We start from the raw sequence: 15,035 nt of genomic DNA on the forward strand, positions 1-15,035 counted from the left end.
ATCTCTCCTGCAACAATATATATGACTTTCGTCACAGATGGCCTTTTTCCTGCTCGGGATCCCGGTGGTCTGCTCCTAGTCTGATAAGCCTATTGATCAGGTGATGACAGCGGGCGATGAAGACGAGAGGACAACCATGATTGGCGTGAAAAAGCTTCAGGACTTTTCCAAGGCGATGATCGGGCCGGTGCTGTATCTGCCGGCTATCGGCCTGTTGATCGCCCTGTTCAGCATGACCACCAACCGGCTGTGGGTGGATGAAAGCAGCGGGATCTATCTGTTGGGGAAATTCGTCTCCAGCATGCTCTGGGCGCTGATGAACAATCTCGGGTTTCTGTTCTGCCTCGGACTGGCCAGCGGTCTGGCGAAAACCCGCAAAGCCGAAGCCGCTTTCGTGGCGGCCATGACCTGGCTGGTCTATCTGGCGGCGAACAACAGCTGGCTGACCCTGACCCATCGTCTGGCGACCGGAGCCACCAACGCGCAACTATATGGCAGCGGACAAACCTATATCTTCGGTTTTCAGGTCATCGATATGGGCGTGTTCCTCGGTATTATCCTTGGCTGCGCCGTCGCCTTTGTTCACAATCGCGTGGTTGGCATTGAGTTTCGCGGCGCGCTGTCGATCTACGGCAACAGCAAGCTGGTGCTGATCGTGATGCTGCCGCTGGTGGGCCTGTTTGCTATCGCCACCGTCTATCTATGGCCGGTGGTGGAGCTGGGTATCTCGGCGCTGACCGGCTTTATGAAATCCTTTGGCGCCATCGGGGTCTTCCTGTACGGCTTTCTCAACCGGTTCCTGATCCCCACCGGGCTGCATCATTTGATCTGGTCGCCGTTCGTCTTTACCTCTATCGGCGGTCAGCTGCTGATTGATGGCCAGACCGTCATTGGCGCCAAGCCTATTTTTCTCGCCGAAATCGCCCGTCATCCCGTTGACGCGCTCAGTGATTCCGCCCGGTTTTTGACCTATGGGATGGTGAAGATTTTCGGCACCGCCGGTATGGCGCTCGCTTTCTATCGCACGGCGAAACCGGAGAATAAACAGCGGCTCAAAGTCACGCTGATCCCCTTAATTGTCACCTCCGTGCTGGTGGGGATCACCGAACCTTTTGAGTTTCTCTTCATCTTCACCGCCCCGCTGCTGTGGCTTATCTACTCCCTGCTGGACGGTTTTTTCCAGATGCTGGCCTGGCTGCTTCACGTGCGGGTCTGCGCCACCAACGGTCTTATCGATTTTGTCGTCTATAACCTGCCCGCCGGCGCCAGCGTGACGCGCTGGCCGGTGTTTGTCGCCCTCGGGCTGCTGGAGACCGCCACCATGTACCTGGTCGGCACCTTCTGTATTACCCGCCTGCGAATGCTTACCCCGGGGCGCGAAGCCGCTGCCGATGCGGTGCGTTCCCCACAGACGGATCCGGCAAATGGCGAGTCTGATAAAGGTGAGATGGTGATTGCGGGGTTGGGCGGCAAAGAAAATGTTTGTGCGGTGGAAAACTGTTTTACCCGCCTGCGGGTCGATGTGCGCGACCCCGCACTCATCCAGCAGACGCTGTTAAAAGAGAGCGGTGGGAGCAGCGTGCTGATTAAAGGCAATCATGTTCAGGTGATCTACGGCCTGGGGGTTAACAAAATTCGAACGGCGGTCAACGCCAGTCTGGGTGTAACTGAATAACGAGGTGGTAAATGAAAGATAACTTTGTGGTCACGATTGCCGGTGGCGGTAGTACCTATACGCCGGGGATTGTCATGATGCTGCTGGAAAATATGGCGCGCTTTCCCCTGCGGGAGATCCGTCTGTACGATAACCATCACGAGCGTCAGAAGACCATCGGCGACGCCTGCGCCATTCTGGTGGAGGAACGCTTTCCGCAGGTTAAATTCAGCTATACCACCGATCCGCAGGCGGCCTTCACCGACGTGGATTTTGTGATGGCGCATATTCGCGTTGGCCTGTATGAGATGCGGGAAAAGGATGAAAAAATCCCGCTGAAATATGGCGTGCCGGGTCAGGAAACCTGTGGGCCGGGAGGGATCGCCTACGGTATGCGCTCGATTGCCGGCGTGCTGGAGCTGGTCGATTATATGCAGCAGTATGCCCCGGGGGCGTGGATGCTTAACTACTCCAACCCGGCGGCCATCGTCGCGGAAGCGACCCGTCGCCTGCGGCCCGACGCGCGCATCATCAACATCTGCGATATGCCGGTGGCCATCGAGGGGCTGTTTGCCGATATCCTCGGTCTGCCGTCGCGTAAGGCGCTGAACGTCCGCTACTATGGCCTGAATCATTTTGGCTGGTGGACCAGCATCACCGATAAAGCCGGTAACGATCTGATGCCGGCGCTCAAGCGTCACGTGGCGGAGCAGGGTTACAGTAGCCCAAAAGAAGATTTTCAGCATAAAGCGCCGAGCTGGATCGAAACCTTTAAAAAAGTGAAGGATGTGTTTGCCCTCGATCCCCTGACGTTGCCTAACACTTATCTGAAATACTACCTCTACCCTGACTACGAGGTTGCCCACTCTAACCCGGACTTTACGCGGGCCAACGAAGTGATGGCCGGACGTGAAAAAGAGGTCTTCGATATGGCCCGGGAGATCACTCGTCGCGGCACCGCGGAAGGCGCGCATTTCCATGCCGGGGCCCATGCCACCTTCATCGTCGACCTCGCCTGCGCCATCGCCTTTAACACCCAGGAGCGGATGCTGTTGATCGTGGAAAACAACGGGGCGATCGCCAATTTTGACGAGACGGCGATGGTGGAAGTCCCCTGCCTGGTGGGCGTCAACGGCCCGGAACCGCTGGCGATGGGAAAAATCCCTTCGTTCCAGAAAGGGCTGATGGAGCAGCAGGTGGCGGTGGAGAAGCTGGTCGTTGACGCCTGGATCGAGAGAAGCTACCAGAAACTGTGGCAGGCCATCACCCTGTCAAAAACGGTGCCCAGCGCCGCGGTGGCGAAAGCGATTCTCGATGAGCTGATCGTCGCCAACGAAGGTTACTGGCCCGCGCTGCACTGATTTTTTGCCACAACCCTGCCGTGAGTGCCCCTCTCGGCAGGGTTATCGCCGGCATCCATCCCGCGATACCTCCTTCCATAGCCTCCCTCAGCGCCAACGCGTCGATGGCCTGCGCGACGCCAGCCAGACTGACATCACAGCATCGCCAGCCACAATTTTCCCTGAACAGAGTAATGAAATATAAATTCTATTCTTCGATATTATGGCGTAAAAATGTGATCTGCGTTGTATTCTTTGAGTTACATTAACCCACTGAAAACAACATCATTATTACTAACTCGCAAATTTAACCCGCATTTCATAGGGATATACTGCCGCATGCCATTGTGATTGGCTTCATGCATTTACCTTCCTGCAACACCAGTTTGAAATTAAATTTTCATAATGTGATCTTGTAGCATGCTCATTCCATTTCTTTGTGCCATATTCTTAGCACGGTAAATCGCCGGAACGACAGCAACGTGCCACACCAGGGCGCTGTCCTGCGGCCAACGTCGGCGCTGCCGACGCACTGAAGACCGCTAACCCGAAAAGGAGAACGGATATCGACGACATCCATGCCAACACCAAGCCGTAAACCTCTTTGACCGCCATTGCTTAGCGTACCCTGCCTTGTGCTGAGCAATTACACAAAGAAGAAAATCATTTAATTCAGTTAGATACGACAACACAGGCGTGATAAATCCTGACTGGGGAGATGTATTTTTATCTTGTGTCGTTCAACAAAATAAAGGGACTACCATGTCATTTATAACAAACCTGAACCAGCAACAGAGAAAACGACTTCATCAGATCACCTTAGTGGCCACCTTCGGCGGCCTGCTTTTCGGTTACGACACCGGCGTTATCAACGGCGCCTTTTCCTCACTGAAGCAGTACATGGCGCTGACCCCGACCACCGAAGGGCTGGTAATGAGTGTCCTGCTGATCGGCGCCGCGCTGGGTAGCGTGTTTGGCGGTAAGTTCGCCGACTACTTTGGCCGGCGCAAATACTTGCTCTTCCTCTCCTTTGTTTTTCTTATCGGCGCCCTGCTTTCCGCCGCGGCTCCCGATATCACTACCCTGCTGATTGCCCGCGCCCTGCTGGGCTACGCCGTCGGCGGCGCCTCGGTCACCGCCCCCACCTTTATTTCTGAAGTGGCGCCCACCGAGATGCGCGGTAAGCTGACCGGCCTGAATGAAGTCGCCATCGTTATCGGCCAGCTGGCGGCGTTTGCCATTAACGCGATCATTGGCATCATCTGGGGCCATCTGCCGGACGTCTGGCGCTATATGCTGCTGGTGCAGGCGATCCCCGCTATCTGCCTGTTTGTTGGCATGTGGCGCGCGCCGGAAAGTCCGCGCTGGCTGATCAGCAAAAACCGCCACGAGGAAGCGCTGCATATTCTCAAACAGATCCGCCCGGCGGAACGCGCGCAGAAAGAATTCGACGACATCTCCACCCTGATCAAAATTGAAGCCGGCAATAAGTTCAGCACCCAGAACACCTTCACCACTATCCTCAAAACGCCATGGATCCTCAAAATTTTGCTGGTGGGCATTACCTGGGCCGCGCTGCAGCAAACCACCGGGGTGAACGTGATTATGTATTACGGCACGGAAATCCTGAGTGCCGCCGGCTTCTCAGAGCGTACCTCGCTGATCTGTAACGTGCTGAACGGCGTCTTCTCCGTCGGCGGTATGCTGATTGGCGTGCTGTTTCTCGTCGATCGTTTTAAGCGTAAGACGATCATTATCTACGGCTTCGCCATTATGGCCACGCTGCACCTGATTATCGCCGCGGTCGACTACACCCTGGTGGGCGACCTCAAAGCCACCGCTATCTGGCTGCTGGGCGCGCTGTTCGTCGGCGTGATGCAGGGTTCGATGGGCTTTATCACCTGGGTGGTGTTAGCCGAGCTGTTCCCGCTGAAATTCCGCGGATTGTCGATGGGGATCTCGGTATTTTTCATGTGGATCATGAACGCGGTGGTCAGCTACCTGTTCCCGCTGCTGCAGGCGAAACTGGGCCTTGGGCCGGTCTTCTTTATCTTCGCGGCCATCAACTATTTGGCGATTCTGTTCGTGGTGTTCGCCCTGCCGGAGACCTCCAATAAATCGCTGGAGCAGTTAGAAGCGGAGCTGTCAGCGAATCATGAGGATAAAAAATCTACTCGTCTCACCAGGGAGGTTGGCTATGATCGATAACATCACGCTGGATAATCTGCACATCGGCTGCAAGGCCACTAATAAAGCGGAAGTCATCGCCATGATTGGCGCAGAGTGTAAAGCCAAAGGCTATGTCAATCAGGAGTGCGTTCACTTTCTGCTGGAGCGTGAACATCAGGTTTCCACTTTTTTGGGCAATGGCATCACCCTGCCGCATCTGCCGAAATCAGCGACGGATATCATTCTTAAAACCGGGATTGAGATCTATCAGTTTCCTGATGGCGTTATCTGGGATCGCGGCAACGTGATGTTTATTGCCATTGGCGTGATTGCGAAAGAGAAAGAGCATATTGACGTGCTCAAAGAAATTGCCTCGATATTCAGCGATGAGCTGATCGCGAATGCGTTGTCATTAATCTCCGACAAAAATGACTTCCTGAAGATCCTCCAGCATAACGCGCTACCCCGTTAAGTGCGCACCGGCCGGGGCTCTGCCCCCGGCCATTACCTTATTGTATTGGTCTCGCAGAAAGCAAGCATTACGAAAAATCTAATTTTCTCCGTTATCACGTCACTCACAATAATAACCGGGGAAATTAACGCATATCGAATGGCTATCAACTCTATTTATTATGCGACAGCTCTTATTCAATATGGAAAAATGACCAATAAAAACAGCATGTTAACCATTAAAAGGCTTTGCATCCTTTGCTTTGCTGTTCAGGCCGTGAGTGCCGCGCGTCAGTGATTCCTGCGCTATCCCATTAGTTTTGATTTATATCAATACCGCTTCCAGCGTTAAAATGCATTTTACAGCGCGATTATTTTGTAAAGGTGTATACGACATTGGTTTTACGATTTGGATATTTATTTAGCCGGCCCGCAAGCCTGTGGGGATGGCTGATGTGTAACGCGCTTAATGGTATCGCGATCGTCCTCTGCTTTCGCGGGATAAGCATCGTGACAGGCTATCGTCAGGCGGTCTGGCAGGTCATCATCACGCTGGCTATTATTATATCGACCTGGTATAGCGCTAATTATTTCGCCGCCCTGGAAGCGCGACGCGACAGACGACGCTTTCTGCTGCTGGCCTGGGTGGTGATGACCATTCTGCTGAATTTCATTCACCTCAGCGGCGCTGAATACCGTTATTAAAGGAGCATGCCCATGACGCTGGCAATGCTGTTGGTGCTTATCAATCACCATAAAGGTCTGACTATCTTATTGATTGTCATTATTGCGCTGCTGTTTATGGCGCTTACCCCGCTGGTCAAAAAACTGCTTAGCACCCTTCACGATCGGTCCTGACTTTTCTCTCACGGCCGCCGACAGGCGGCCATCTCTCCTCCTGTTAGACTGATTCCGCCACCAGCCTTAGCGGCATGCAGCCTGCTACAGCGCGCATGAAAAGAAATGAGAACCATTATCAATGAAGCTATGCTAACGTGTCAGCCCAGGCAAAACGCCAGATGACAGAAAATGGGGGACAGACGAGGTGAAGCAGGATTCAGGGATCATCACAGCGCGGCAGGCGCACGGATTGCTGACGCTGGCGATAGGCGCCGCGCTCTTCTACAGCAGCGGCAGTTTCGCCCGGCCGGATCTGCAGCCGCTGGGGCCGAATATTGCGGACAAAGGGTCAGCTTTCTACCATTTTACCCAGCGCCAGTACGACTCTGCCGATGGCGAACGCCATTACCGGGTGTGGACCGCGGTGCCGGATAAAGCGCCGCCGGCCGCCGGTTATCCGGTGCTGTATATGCTGGACGGCAACGCGGTGATGGATAAACTCAACGACGCGTTTCTGCAACAGCTCTCCGCTGGTTCCCCGCCGGTCATCGTCGCTATTGGTTACCAGACGGCGCTGCCCTTCGATACCGCAGCCCGGGCCTGGGATTACACTCCGCCGCTTAAGACGCATCAACCTCGCGCCGGAAAATCCGCGCTGCCGCCGCGAAAAACCGGGGGTAATGACCTGTTTCGCCAGCTGCTGAGCGAAACGATGGTTCCGCAAGCAGAAGCTAAGCTGAAAATCGATCCCCGCCAGCGCGCTATTTGGGGTCACTCCTATGGCGGACTGTTTGTACTCGACGCGTGGCGTAAGAGCGACCTGTTCCATATCTTTTATTCCACCAGCCCGTCGCTCGGCCAGGCACTCGAGTCTCCGCTTAAAGACAGCAACAACATCGATGCCGCGGCTTTCGTCGGGAAATCGCTGTATCTGCTGGAGGGGGATGGCAAAGCCCCTGGAGAGCCGTCCGGGCACGTGGCTTCCCTGGCGGTTTTGCGTCAGACCCAACAGCAACTGGCGGACAACGGCTTGCGGGTGGCCTTCTGGCGCTACCCTGGGCTGACCCATGGTCAGATGTTCGAGGTCTCCCTGCGCTCCGCGCTGCTGCACCTTTCCGGGCAGGCAGCGCTTGCGCATCAGTGATGACCTTGCGCCCACCAGCGGACGGCGGGCGATTCAGCGCTGATCGGGCAGGTGTTTAATATCGACCGGCTCGCCGAACAGGAACCCCTGCATTTCGTCACATCCCTCCTCTTCGAGGATCTGCAGTTGTCCTGCGGTTTCCACGCCCTCGGCGATAAGCGGCGTATTGATCGAGTTGCCCAGCGAAATAATGGCCCGCACGAATGAGCGGACCTGGGGATTGCTCTCCACATCCAGCATAAAGCTGCGGTCGAGCTTGATGACGTCGAAATGAAAATCGCGCAGCATGCTCAGGGAGGAGTAGCCGGTGCCGAAATCATCCAGTGCGATACTGATCCCCATCTTTTGCAGATGATGCAGGACGCTGAATGCCAGCTGCTTGTTCACGATAAACGCCGTCTCGGTGACCTCAAACTCCAGCAGGCTGACCGGATAGGCGGTACGCATCAGGATCTCGCGGACTTTTTCGATAAAGCTACGATGACGCAGCTGCACCGGCGAGATATTGACCGAAATTTTTCTGTTGAGACCCTTTTCCAGCGCTTCGTTACACACCTGCTCCAGCACCCAGTAGCCTAACGGCACGATGGCGCCGCTCTCTTCGGCAATGGGAATAAACACGTCCGGCGGAATAGCGCCCAGCTGAGGATGCTGCCAGCGCAACAGCGCTTCATAACCGGTGATGCGACGATCTTTAATATTGCGGATCGCCTGATAGTGAAGCGAAAACTCCCCCGCCTGAATACCGCGGCGGATGTCGGCGGCCATCATATTCCGCTGCCGCGTCTTGTCGTCCATCTCGCGTTCGTACCAGCAAATTTTGTGGTCGAGACTGCTCTTTGCCCGATACATGGCCAGATCGGAATTGCTCAGAACCGTATTAATATCCGTCCCGTCCTCCGGGTAGACGGAGATACCCATGCTGGCGGAAAGGATCACTTCCGTCGCGGCAAACGTCTGCTTACCGCTGAAGCAGTGCCAGAGACGGGCGGCAAAGGTGTCCACCTCGCTTTCATCGGCAAAAGGTTTGACGGCCACAAACTCATCGCCACCGAAGCGGGCGACCATCTCCTCCTTCTGCAGCGTTTTGAGTACGGCGCCTGCCACGCGCTGCAGCAGCTGATCGCCAATAAGATGGCCCTGCAGATCGTTAATCTCTTTAAACTTATCTAAATCGATGGTGAAAACGGCAAAGCGGCGGGCGTCATTCCCGGTGATCAGCTTTTCCACCCGCTCAAAGAACTCCACCCGATTGGGTAAACCGGTCAGCGCATCGTAACGCGCCATCCACGCGATGCGGTCATTGATCGCCTTCTGTTCGCTGATGTCGCGGGTAATTTTGGCAAAGCCCAGCAGGTTATTTTGCTCATCGCGGATGGCATTGATCATGACATGCGCCCAGAACCGGGAGCCATCTTTACGATACCGCCAGCCTTCGCCTTCGAACTGCCCGCTACGCAGGGCAATTTGCAGATTATTCGCCGGCACCCCGGAGAGTTGTTCGGCTTCGCTATAGAAGAGACCGAAGTAGCGACCGATGATCTCATCGCTCAGGTACCCTTTTGCCCGGCGGGCGCCCTCATTCCAGCTAATGACCGTCCCGTCGGCGCTCAGCATATAGATGGCATAATCTTTAACACTTTCAATAAAGTGGCGATAGGCAATGTCCGTCAGGTGATCGTTACTCATGGTACAGCGCTCTCTGTGGCTCGGTCGTGGCAAAACGCATTAGATATAACAGAATCACGCCCATAATGAATACAAGGTTAAGGTGTTTTATGGTCGCCTTTCCGGCCCGGACAACCGCCGATAGCGCGGCGGACACTCCTGTTAAGCGTAGTGGACCAGGCCATCTTCGGGGGGATAACCTCGGCGATTTTCGCACTTAGGTCGCCCACTAATAGTTACTTTTATTGATTAAAAAGTTTGATTGAAAGAATAAATAAAAGGAGTAATGTTAATAATACTTTCTATGGAGGTTAAATATGTTGCGTGATTATTTAAAAGTGGAAAAAGAAGATCGACTGGTTGAACAACAGAGTCGTCATGACAATAGTCAGCATTATTCTTCGGTAACCGAATGGGTTATTTTAAGTAAAGATGGCCAGCGTAAAGGCCGGGTATCCCTGTTTGACCGCTTCACCACTCGCCGCTCCTGGAGCGACAGCTTCCGCATTACGCAGTTCGATAATGCGGGTAAAGTGGTGGTGGATAAACTCACTGACGCGCTGTAAATTCCCCGGATTCCCGGCCTGACGGGAGAATATTCATACGCAAAATTAACACCTGCATAAAATATATTGATGCGTCGTCATCATGTTATTTTCATTCCGCATACCGATAACCTAATGGGTAATTTTCGCCATGGTGAGCCGCGCGAATTTTTAACCTGAAAAAATACGGTAAATAAGCCCGCTGGTCGGGCTTTTTTGCATGACGCTCGTCACCCACGCCACAAAATGCCAAGGACATCCCGCGCTGGTTTGTATACGATACATCTACGAATCATATATGGTCTGTTTCTATGGGAATCGTCAAAATCTCCGATCTGCTGCACGATGACATTCGTGATGCCAGCAAAGCCATGTCCCGCTCCGTTAATGCCCAGGCGGAATACTGGATCCGCCTGGGCATGATGAGCGAACTCTACCCGGAGCTTAACCACCAGCAGATCAAACTGCTGATGCTGAAATCCGGCTCTGACCGTCTGCTGGAGGTGATCAATGCCATCAATAATCATTAAAACCGCCGATGAGCTCGCGCGCCAGCGCCATGCCGGCCAGCTGCTGGCATCGGTGTTTGACATGCTGGATACCTTTATCGTCCCCGGCGTGACGACGATGGAAATCAACGATCGAGTGGAAGATTTTATCGTCAACCAGCTGGACGCCCGCCCGGCCAGCAAGGGGCAATACGACTTTCCCTATGTGTTGAACACCTCGATTAACGATGTGGTCTGCCATGGGATCCCGAAGGCGACCGAGCATCTGCGCTCCGGGATGATCATTAACGTCGATATCACCCTCGAGAAAGCGGGCATGATCGCTGACTCCAGTAAGATGTACCTGATAGGCGACGTTTCCCCGCTGGCTCGCCGGCTGGTAAAGACCACCTATGAAGCCATGTGGAAAGGCATTGAGGTGGTGAAACCCGGCGCGACGCTGGGCGACATCGGCCATGCCATTCAGCGCTGGGTCGAGGACCATGGCTACAGCGTGGTCAGAGAATATTGCGGTCACGGTATCGGCCAGGAAATGCATGAAGAGCCGCAGGTGCTGCACTACGGCAGGCCCGGTGAAGGCGCGGTGCTGCGGGAAGGCATGGTATTCACTATTGAACCGATGGTGAACCAGGGCGACAGTCGTATCAAGACCAAAAAGGATGGCTGGACGGTGGTCACCCGCGATAAAAAACTCTCCGCGCAGTGGGAACACACCGTGGCCGTCACCGCCAACGGATTTGAGGTGCTGACGCTACGCGACGACGAGCAGTCGCGGATCCGCTGAGTTTTCTTCTCCCGGTATATCGGCATAGCCGACATTTCTCGCTGGCGAGTACCGCCCTTCGTCAGCGCACTTTATCCCCTGGCCTCTATTGCCCCCCCGCGTTCTCCACACCGCGCCGGGTGTGTCTGCTTTACTCCTTATAGAGTTAATCATAAAACGATAAAAATTTATTGTAAAACGATAAACACCAGGCTAACCTGCGCTCACTTTAACACCAGGGAGAAACGGTATTCCCTCACCTGGATGTCGTACCGCGTTAAGGAGAAAACATGCGCTGGAACCGCTATCGCCGGGACAGACAGATCATTGCCGCCGTGCTGGTTTTTACCGTCATCGTGGCGGCGGGGATCGCCCTGCAGCCCGGCTTTCATCCCCCCAGCTCCCGGACGACGGGGGATAAACAGCTGGTCTCGATATTAACGCCTCTGCTTAACGGCGCCCGCGGACAGGTCGCCGCCGCGCTGATTACCCCTCAGGGGGTGCGCTACGGCCTGTGGGGGAGCGAGTATACGACGCAGTATGAGATCGCCAGCCTGAGCAAAACCATGACCGCCAGCCTGCTGCTGGAGGCTATTCGCCGCGGCGAAGTCACCGCGCAGACGCCGGTGTCGGCGCTGGTCCCGGAGATTGTCAGCCCGGTGCGGGACGTTACCCTGGAGCAACTGGTTTCTCACCGTTCAGGACTGCCACCGCTCACCGCGTCGGTTGGGCAGCGGCTGGCTATTCTGAGCGACATTGCCCGGCGGCAGAATCCCTGGCGCTACGATCGACCCGCGCTGATCGCGATGATGAACCAGGCCACTCTGCAGCCGACGAAATGGTTTGATTATTCCAACGCCGGGTTTGCCCTGCTCGGACTGGCGCTGGAGCGGGCGTCTCATCGCGATTTTGCCACACTGATGGCGCAACGGGTCTTTGCCCCCGCCGGAATGCAGGACGCGGAAGTGGCCCGGCACAATACTCCAGCCTCGCCGACGTTTACCGTGGGCTGGTCAGCCTCTGGTTTCCCTCAGCAGCCATGGGTGATGGACGCCTTCGCCCCCGCCGGCGGCGTACGCGCCACGATTGTCGATATGGCGAAATATGCCCAGGCGCTGCTGGCAGGAAACCTGGCAGGCAGTGAAGGCATGCCCCCCCTGTTCGCCACCGATGATCCCGATTCCCGGGTGGGTTATGCCTGGTTCACTACCCGCGTCCGCGGACGGGAGATCGTCTGGCATGACGGGCAGAGTGGCGGCTTTGCGGCAATGATGGCCTTCGACCGACAGCGACAGACCGCGGTAGTGATCCTCTCCGATACCGCCTGGCCGGTGATCGGGCCTGCCATCAAGCTCTTACTGGCTGCCACCCCTGATGAACAGGAGGCGCGTAATGAACGGAATTGACATCCTCTGGGCGCTGTTAACGCTGTTGTCGGTGATCCTGTTTATTTCCGGCGACTGGCTGGCGCAGCGAAAAATACGCCTGCTCAATTATGTTTTGCTGGTGACCGGGGTTATTTATCTCGCCGAGGTTTTCCAGACCCTGCAGAATCTCGGCAAAATGGGCTACCTGTTTCGGATGCTGACCTGGACCATCCAGGCATCGTTCATCACCCTCAGCCTGTACCGCGTCTGGACCCGTCCGTGGTTTGCCAGCCGTCGACGCGGCGTCCGGGCGATGAGCGTTGTCTTCGCCGTGGCCCTTATGTCATGCTTGACGCGGCTGGTGCTTTAATTATTCTCATCAATCAGGAAGGTAAATTGTGAAGCAATCCAGAACCCGGCTGAGTCTGGCTATTATTAGCGGCATACTGCCCCTCTTTTTTATGCTCGCCCTGATCGTGCCGCTGTGGATTTTCTTTACCGGCGAACGATATTTTCTTTCCACCCTGCTGCACTTTGCTGAAGTGCCGTTAACCGACAACCCGGCCCAGGCGCCGGGGATGGCGAGACGTTTGTTGCTGCTGGCCCTGCTGTATCTTCCGGCCGGGCTGTTCGCGTTCGCTATCTGGCAGGGCATGAAGGTAACCCGTAGCGTCCGCCAGCGCAGCGTGCTCAGCCTCTCCCTGGCGCACAGCGTTCGTTACATCGCTCTGGCCATGGTGGGCATGGGGATCCTGTTGCCGGTGTGCCGCTTTCTGATCCCGCTGCTCGCCTGGTGGCCGCAGCCTTATTACCAGGTGGTGTTTCTGCTCAGCGACGGGGTGCTGCTTCTGACAGGAAGCTTGCTGTTTGTGACATTTCACGCCATGCTCCACGGGATCCGTGCGGAAGAAGAGAATAAGGAGTTTATTTAACGATGGCTGTGGTGGTGAATCTGGACAAACTGCTGGTGGAAAAAAAGATGACGTCCAGGGCGCTGGCGGCCTTTGTAGGCATTACCGAACAGAACCTGTCGCTGCTCAAGTCGGGAAAAGTCAAAGGCATCCGCTTTGATACCCTGTCCCGCATCTGCGAGGCGCTCGAGTGTCAGCCTGGCGATATTCTGGCGTGGGAGCCCGACTGACCTCTCCCACCTGATGTCAACAGTCCTGTCAAGGAATTGCTCTGGCCGGCGAATCGTAAGAGAATAGCGCCTACACGCGACGATCTGATTACACGGGAGTTCATCATCAGCCATTCTCGTCGATTCCCCCTAGCCAGCAAAGTGGCGCTGGCAGGCGCGGCGCTCATCGCCGCCGGCATGCTGTTCAGCTGCACCAGTAAGGCCCCCAAATCCCTCGTCACGCCGCCGAAGAGCGCGGCCGTTAAAGCCGGTCAGACGCACCGGGAGCCGGTACGCGGCGTCTGGCTGACCACCGTCTCGCGCCTTGACTGGCCGCCGGTCGGGTCAATTATCGCCAGTACGCCGGAAAGCCGCATCACCCAGCAGAAGCTGGCGCTGATCGCCAAACTCGATAATCTGCAGCGCCTGGGGATCAACACCGTCTTTTTCCAGGTGAAACCGGACGGTACGGCGCTCTGGCGGTCTGATATTCTGCCGTGGTCCGATATGCTGACCGGCAAAATCGGCGAATACCCCGGCTACGATCCGCTGCAGTTTATGCTGGATGAAGCGCACAAGCGCGGCATGAAGGTCCACGCATGGTTTAACCCTTACCGCGTCTCGGTCAACACCAAACCGTCGACGATTGCCGAGCTGAACAACACCCTCACTCAGGTGCCGGCCAGCGTGTTCGTCCTGCACCGTAACTGGATCCGCACCGCCAGCGATCGCTTTGTTCTCGACCCGGGTATTCCCGAAGCGCGTGACTGGATCACCAGCATTGTCGCTGAAGTGGTGCAGAACTACCCGATTGACGGCGTGCAGTTCGATGACTATTTCTACACCGAAACCGCTTCTTCCCCGCTTAACGACAACGAGACCTTCCGTCGTTACGGGCAGGGCTATGCCTCGAAGGGCGACTGGCGGCGGCATAACACTCAGCAGCTTATTGCCCAGGTCTCCGCGACCATTAAAAAACTCAATCCGAACGTCGAGTTTGGCGTTAGCCCGGCCGGGGTGTGGCGCAACCGCTCCCACGATCCGGCGGGGTCTGATACCCGTGGCGCGGCCGCCTATGATGAATCCTATGCCGATACCCGCAGCTGGGTGCAGCAGGGGCTGCTCGACTACATCGCCCCGCAGATTTACTGGCCGTTTGCCCGCGATGCGGCGCGCTACGATGTGCTGGCCAACTGGTGGGCCGAGGTGGTCAAGCCGACGCATACCCGGCTGTATATCGGCGTGGCCTTGTACAAGGTGGGTGAACCGTCAAAAAATGAACCTGACTGGACGGTGGATGGCGGCGTGCCGGAGCTGAAAAAACAGCTCGACCTCAATGAGTCCCTGCCGCAGATCCAGGGCACCATCCTGTTCCGCGAAAACAACCTCAATCAGCCGCAGACCCGCCAGGCGGTTAACTACCTGCGCAGCCGCTGGGGACAGCCGCAGAGCTAACCGCCAGCCGG

At 55.9% G+C, this 15,035-nt stretch carries 16 protein-coding genes; 15 read left to right on the plus strand and 1 reads right to left on the minus strand.

Features of this window, described 5'->3' with window-relative positions; genetic code table 11:
• The first annotated feature begins 136 nt into the window (after positions 1 to 136).
• The 7 genes from ABLV64_RS03035 to ABLV64_RS03065 all read left to right on the plus strand — a co-directional run bounded on the left by ABLV64_RS03035 (position 137) and on the right by ABLV64_RS03065 (position 7,597).
• The gene (locus tag ABLV64_RS03035) at positions 137 to 1,675 is read left to right on the plus strand and encodes a PTS transporter subunit EIIC (RefSeq protein WP_217324890.1); all 1,539 of its coding nucleotides are present in this window, start codon (positions 137 to 139) and stop codon (positions 1,673 to 1,675) included.
• An 11-nt stretch (positions 1,676 to 1,686) separates the two neighbouring features.
• Complete coding sequence (locus ABLV64_RS03040) at positions 1,687 to 3,015, plus strand: 6-phospho-alpha-glucosidase (RefSeq protein ID WP_217324891.1); 1,329 nt, start codon at positions 1,687 to 1,689, stop codon at positions 3,013 to 3,015.
• A gap of 741 nt (positions 3,016 to 3,756) precedes the next feature.
• Positions 3,757 to 5,202 carry a sugar porter family MFS transporter gene (locus ABLV64_RS03045; RefSeq protein ID WP_004205904.1) on the plus strand — a complete coding sequence of 482 codons (1,446 nt, stop codon included), beginning with the start codon at positions 3,757 to 3,759 and terminating at the stop codon, positions 5,200 to 5,202.
• Entirely contained in the window at positions 5,192 to 5,635 is a 444-nt protein-coding gene (locus ABLV64_RS03050; RefSeq protein ID WP_049003649.1) for a PTS sugar transporter subunit IIA, read from the plus strand. Before ABLV64_RS03045 ends, ABLV64_RS03050 begins: the two co-directional genes overlap by 11 nt.
• A gap of 431 nt (positions 5,636 to 6,066) precedes the next feature.
• On the plus strand, positions 6,067 to 6,318 hold the full coding sequence (locus tag ABLV64_RS03055) for a hypothetical protein (RefSeq protein WP_004205908.1): 252 nt from the start codon (positions 6,067 to 6,069) through the stop codon (positions 6,316 to 6,318).
• Between the two features lie 12 nt (positions 6,319 to 6,330).
• Positions 6,331 to 6,471 carry a hypothetical protein gene (locus tag ABLV64_RS03060; RefSeq protein ID WP_004205909.1) on the plus strand — a complete coding sequence of 47 codons (141 nt, stop codon included), beginning with the start codon at positions 6,331 to 6,333 and terminating at the stop codon, positions 6,469 to 6,471.
• 187 nt (positions 6,472 to 6,658) lie between these two features.
• On the plus strand, positions 6,659 to 7,597 hold the full coding sequence (locus ABLV64_RS03065) for an alpha/beta hydrolase-fold protein (RefSeq protein WP_032426155.1): 939 nt from the start codon (positions 6,659 to 6,661) through the stop codon (positions 7,595 to 7,597).
• Positions 7,598 to 7,630: 33 nt separating this feature from the next.
• On the opposite strand, the gene ABLV64_RS03070 is transcribed toward ABLV64_RS03065, so the two are convergent.
• Positions 7,631 to 9,286 (minus strand): EAL domain-containing protein, encoded by a 1,656-nt coding sequence (locus ABLV64_RS03070; protein ID WP_205608545.1) that lies wholly within the window; start codon positions 9,284 to 9,286, stop codon positions 7,631 to 7,633.
• Positions 9,287 to 9,582: 296 nt separating this feature from the next.
• Between ABLV64_RS03070 and ABLV64_RS03075 the strand changes: the two genes are divergently transcribed.
• From ABLV64_RS03075 to ABLV64_RS03110, 8 genes are all read left to right on the plus strand, one after another.
• On the plus strand, positions 9,583 to 9,831 hold the full coding sequence (locus ABLV64_RS03075) for a hypothetical protein (protein WP_004205912.1): 249 nt from the start codon (positions 9,583 to 9,585) through the stop codon (positions 9,829 to 9,831).
• Between the two features lie 290 nt (positions 9,832 to 10,121).
• Positions 10,122 to 10,340 (plus strand): ParD-like family protein, encoded by a 219-nt coding sequence (locus tag ABLV64_RS03080; protein ID WP_002904808.1) that lies wholly within the window; start codon positions 10,122 to 10,124, stop codon positions 10,338 to 10,340.
• A complete protein-coding gene (map, locus tag ABLV64_RS03085; RefSeq protein ID WP_205608546.1) occupies positions 10,321 to 11,103 on the plus strand; it encodes a type I methionyl aminopeptidase in 783 nt (260 codons plus the stop codon). Before ABLV64_RS03080 ends, map begins: the two co-directional genes overlap by 20 nt.
• 269 nt (positions 11,104 to 11,372) lie before the next feature.
• Positions 11,373 to 12,488: a serine hydrolase domain-containing protein gene (locus tag ABLV64_RS03090; protein ID WP_049093366.1), complete on the plus strand. Its 1,116-nt coding sequence runs from the start codon at positions 11,373 to 11,375 to the stop codon at positions 12,486 to 12,488.
• The gene (locus ABLV64_RS03095) at positions 12,475 to 12,819 is read left to right on the plus strand and encodes a hypothetical protein (RefSeq protein WP_004205915.1); all 345 of its coding nucleotides are present in this window, start codon (positions 12,475 to 12,477) and stop codon (positions 12,817 to 12,819) included. Before ABLV64_RS03090 ends, ABLV64_RS03095 begins: the two co-directional genes overlap by 14 nt.
• 28 nt (positions 12,820 to 12,847) lie before the next feature.
• A complete protein-coding gene (locus tag ABLV64_RS03100; protein ID WP_004205916.1) occupies positions 12,848 to 13,381 on the plus strand; it encodes a hypothetical protein in 534 nt (177 codons plus the stop codon).
• 2 nt (positions 13,382 to 13,383) lie between these two features.
• On the plus strand, positions 13,384 to 13,590 hold the full coding sequence (locus ABLV64_RS03105) for a helix-turn-helix transcriptional regulator (protein ID WP_004205917.1): 207 nt from the start codon (positions 13,384 to 13,386) through the stop codon (positions 13,588 to 13,590).
• 141 nt (positions 13,591 to 13,731) lie between these two features.
• Positions 13,732 to 15,024: a glycoside hydrolase family 10 protein gene (locus ABLV64_RS03110; protein WP_099441800.1), complete on the plus strand. Its 1,293-nt coding sequence runs from the start codon at positions 13,732 to 13,734 to the stop codon at positions 15,022 to 15,024.
• The last annotated feature ends 11 nt before the right edge of the window (positions 15,025 to 15,035 follow it).

The organism is Klebsiella sp. JB_Kp031, from assembly GCF_040064295.1.
Lineage (GTDB): Bacteria > Pseudomonadota > Gammaproteobacteria > Enterobacterales > Enterobacteriaceae > Klebsiella > Klebsiella quasipneumoniae.

What these genes read in the sequence shown, in the direction of transcription:
- ABLV64_RS03035 (WP_217324890.1), top strand. Translation starts at nt 137, where the DNA reads ATGATTGGCGTGAAAAAGCTTCAGGACTTTTCCAAGGCGATGATCGGG.
- ABLV64_RS03095 (WP_004205915.1), top strand. Translation starts at nt 12,475, where the DNA reads ATGAACGGAATTGACATCCTCTGGGCGCTGTTAACGCTGTTGTCGGTG.
- ABLV64_RS03045 (WP_004205904.1), top strand. Translation starts at nt 3,757, where the DNA reads ATGTCATTTATAACAAACCTGAACCAGCAACAGAGAAAACGACTTCAT.
- ABLV64_RS03070 (WP_205608545.1), bottom strand. Translation starts at nt 9,286, where the DNA reads ATGAGTAACGATCACCTGACGGACATTGCCTATCGCCACTTTATTGAA.
- ABLV64_RS03105 (WP_004205917.1), top strand. Translation starts at nt 13,384, where the DNA reads ATGGCTGTGGTGGTGAATCTGGACAAACTGCTGGTGGAAAAAAAGATG.
- ABLV64_RS03050 (WP_049003649.1), top strand. Translation starts at nt 5,192, where the DNA reads ATGATCGATAACATCACGCTGGATAATCTGCACATCGGCTGCAAGGCC.
- map (WP_205608546.1), top strand. Translation starts at nt 10,321, where the DNA reads ATGCCATCAATAATCATTAAAACCGCCGATGAGCTCGCGCGCCAGCGC.
- ABLV64_RS03075 (WP_004205912.1), top strand. Translation starts at nt 9,583, where the DNA reads ATGTTGCGTGATTATTTAAAAGTGGAAAAAGAAGATCGACTGGTTGAA.
- ABLV64_RS03090 (WP_049093366.1), top strand. Translation starts at nt 11,373, where the DNA reads ATGCGCTGGAACCGCTATCGCCGGGACAGACAGATCATTGCCGCCGTG.
- ABLV64_RS03060 (WP_004205909.1), top strand. Translation starts at nt 6,331, where the DNA reads ATGACGCTGGCAATGCTGTTGGTGCTTATCAATCACCATAAAGGTCTG.
- ABLV64_RS03040 (WP_217324891.1), top strand. Translation starts at nt 1,687, where the DNA reads ATGAAAGATAACTTTGTGGTCACGATTGCCGGTGGCGGTAGTACCTAT.
- ABLV64_RS03080 (WP_002904808.1), top strand. Translation starts at nt 10,122, where the DNA reads ATGGGAATCGTCAAAATCTCCGATCTGCTGCACGATGACATTCGTGAT.
- ABLV64_RS03055 (WP_004205908.1), top strand. Translation starts at nt 6,067, where the DNA reads ATGTGTAACGCGCTTAATGGTATCGCGATCGTCCTCTGCTTTCGCGGG.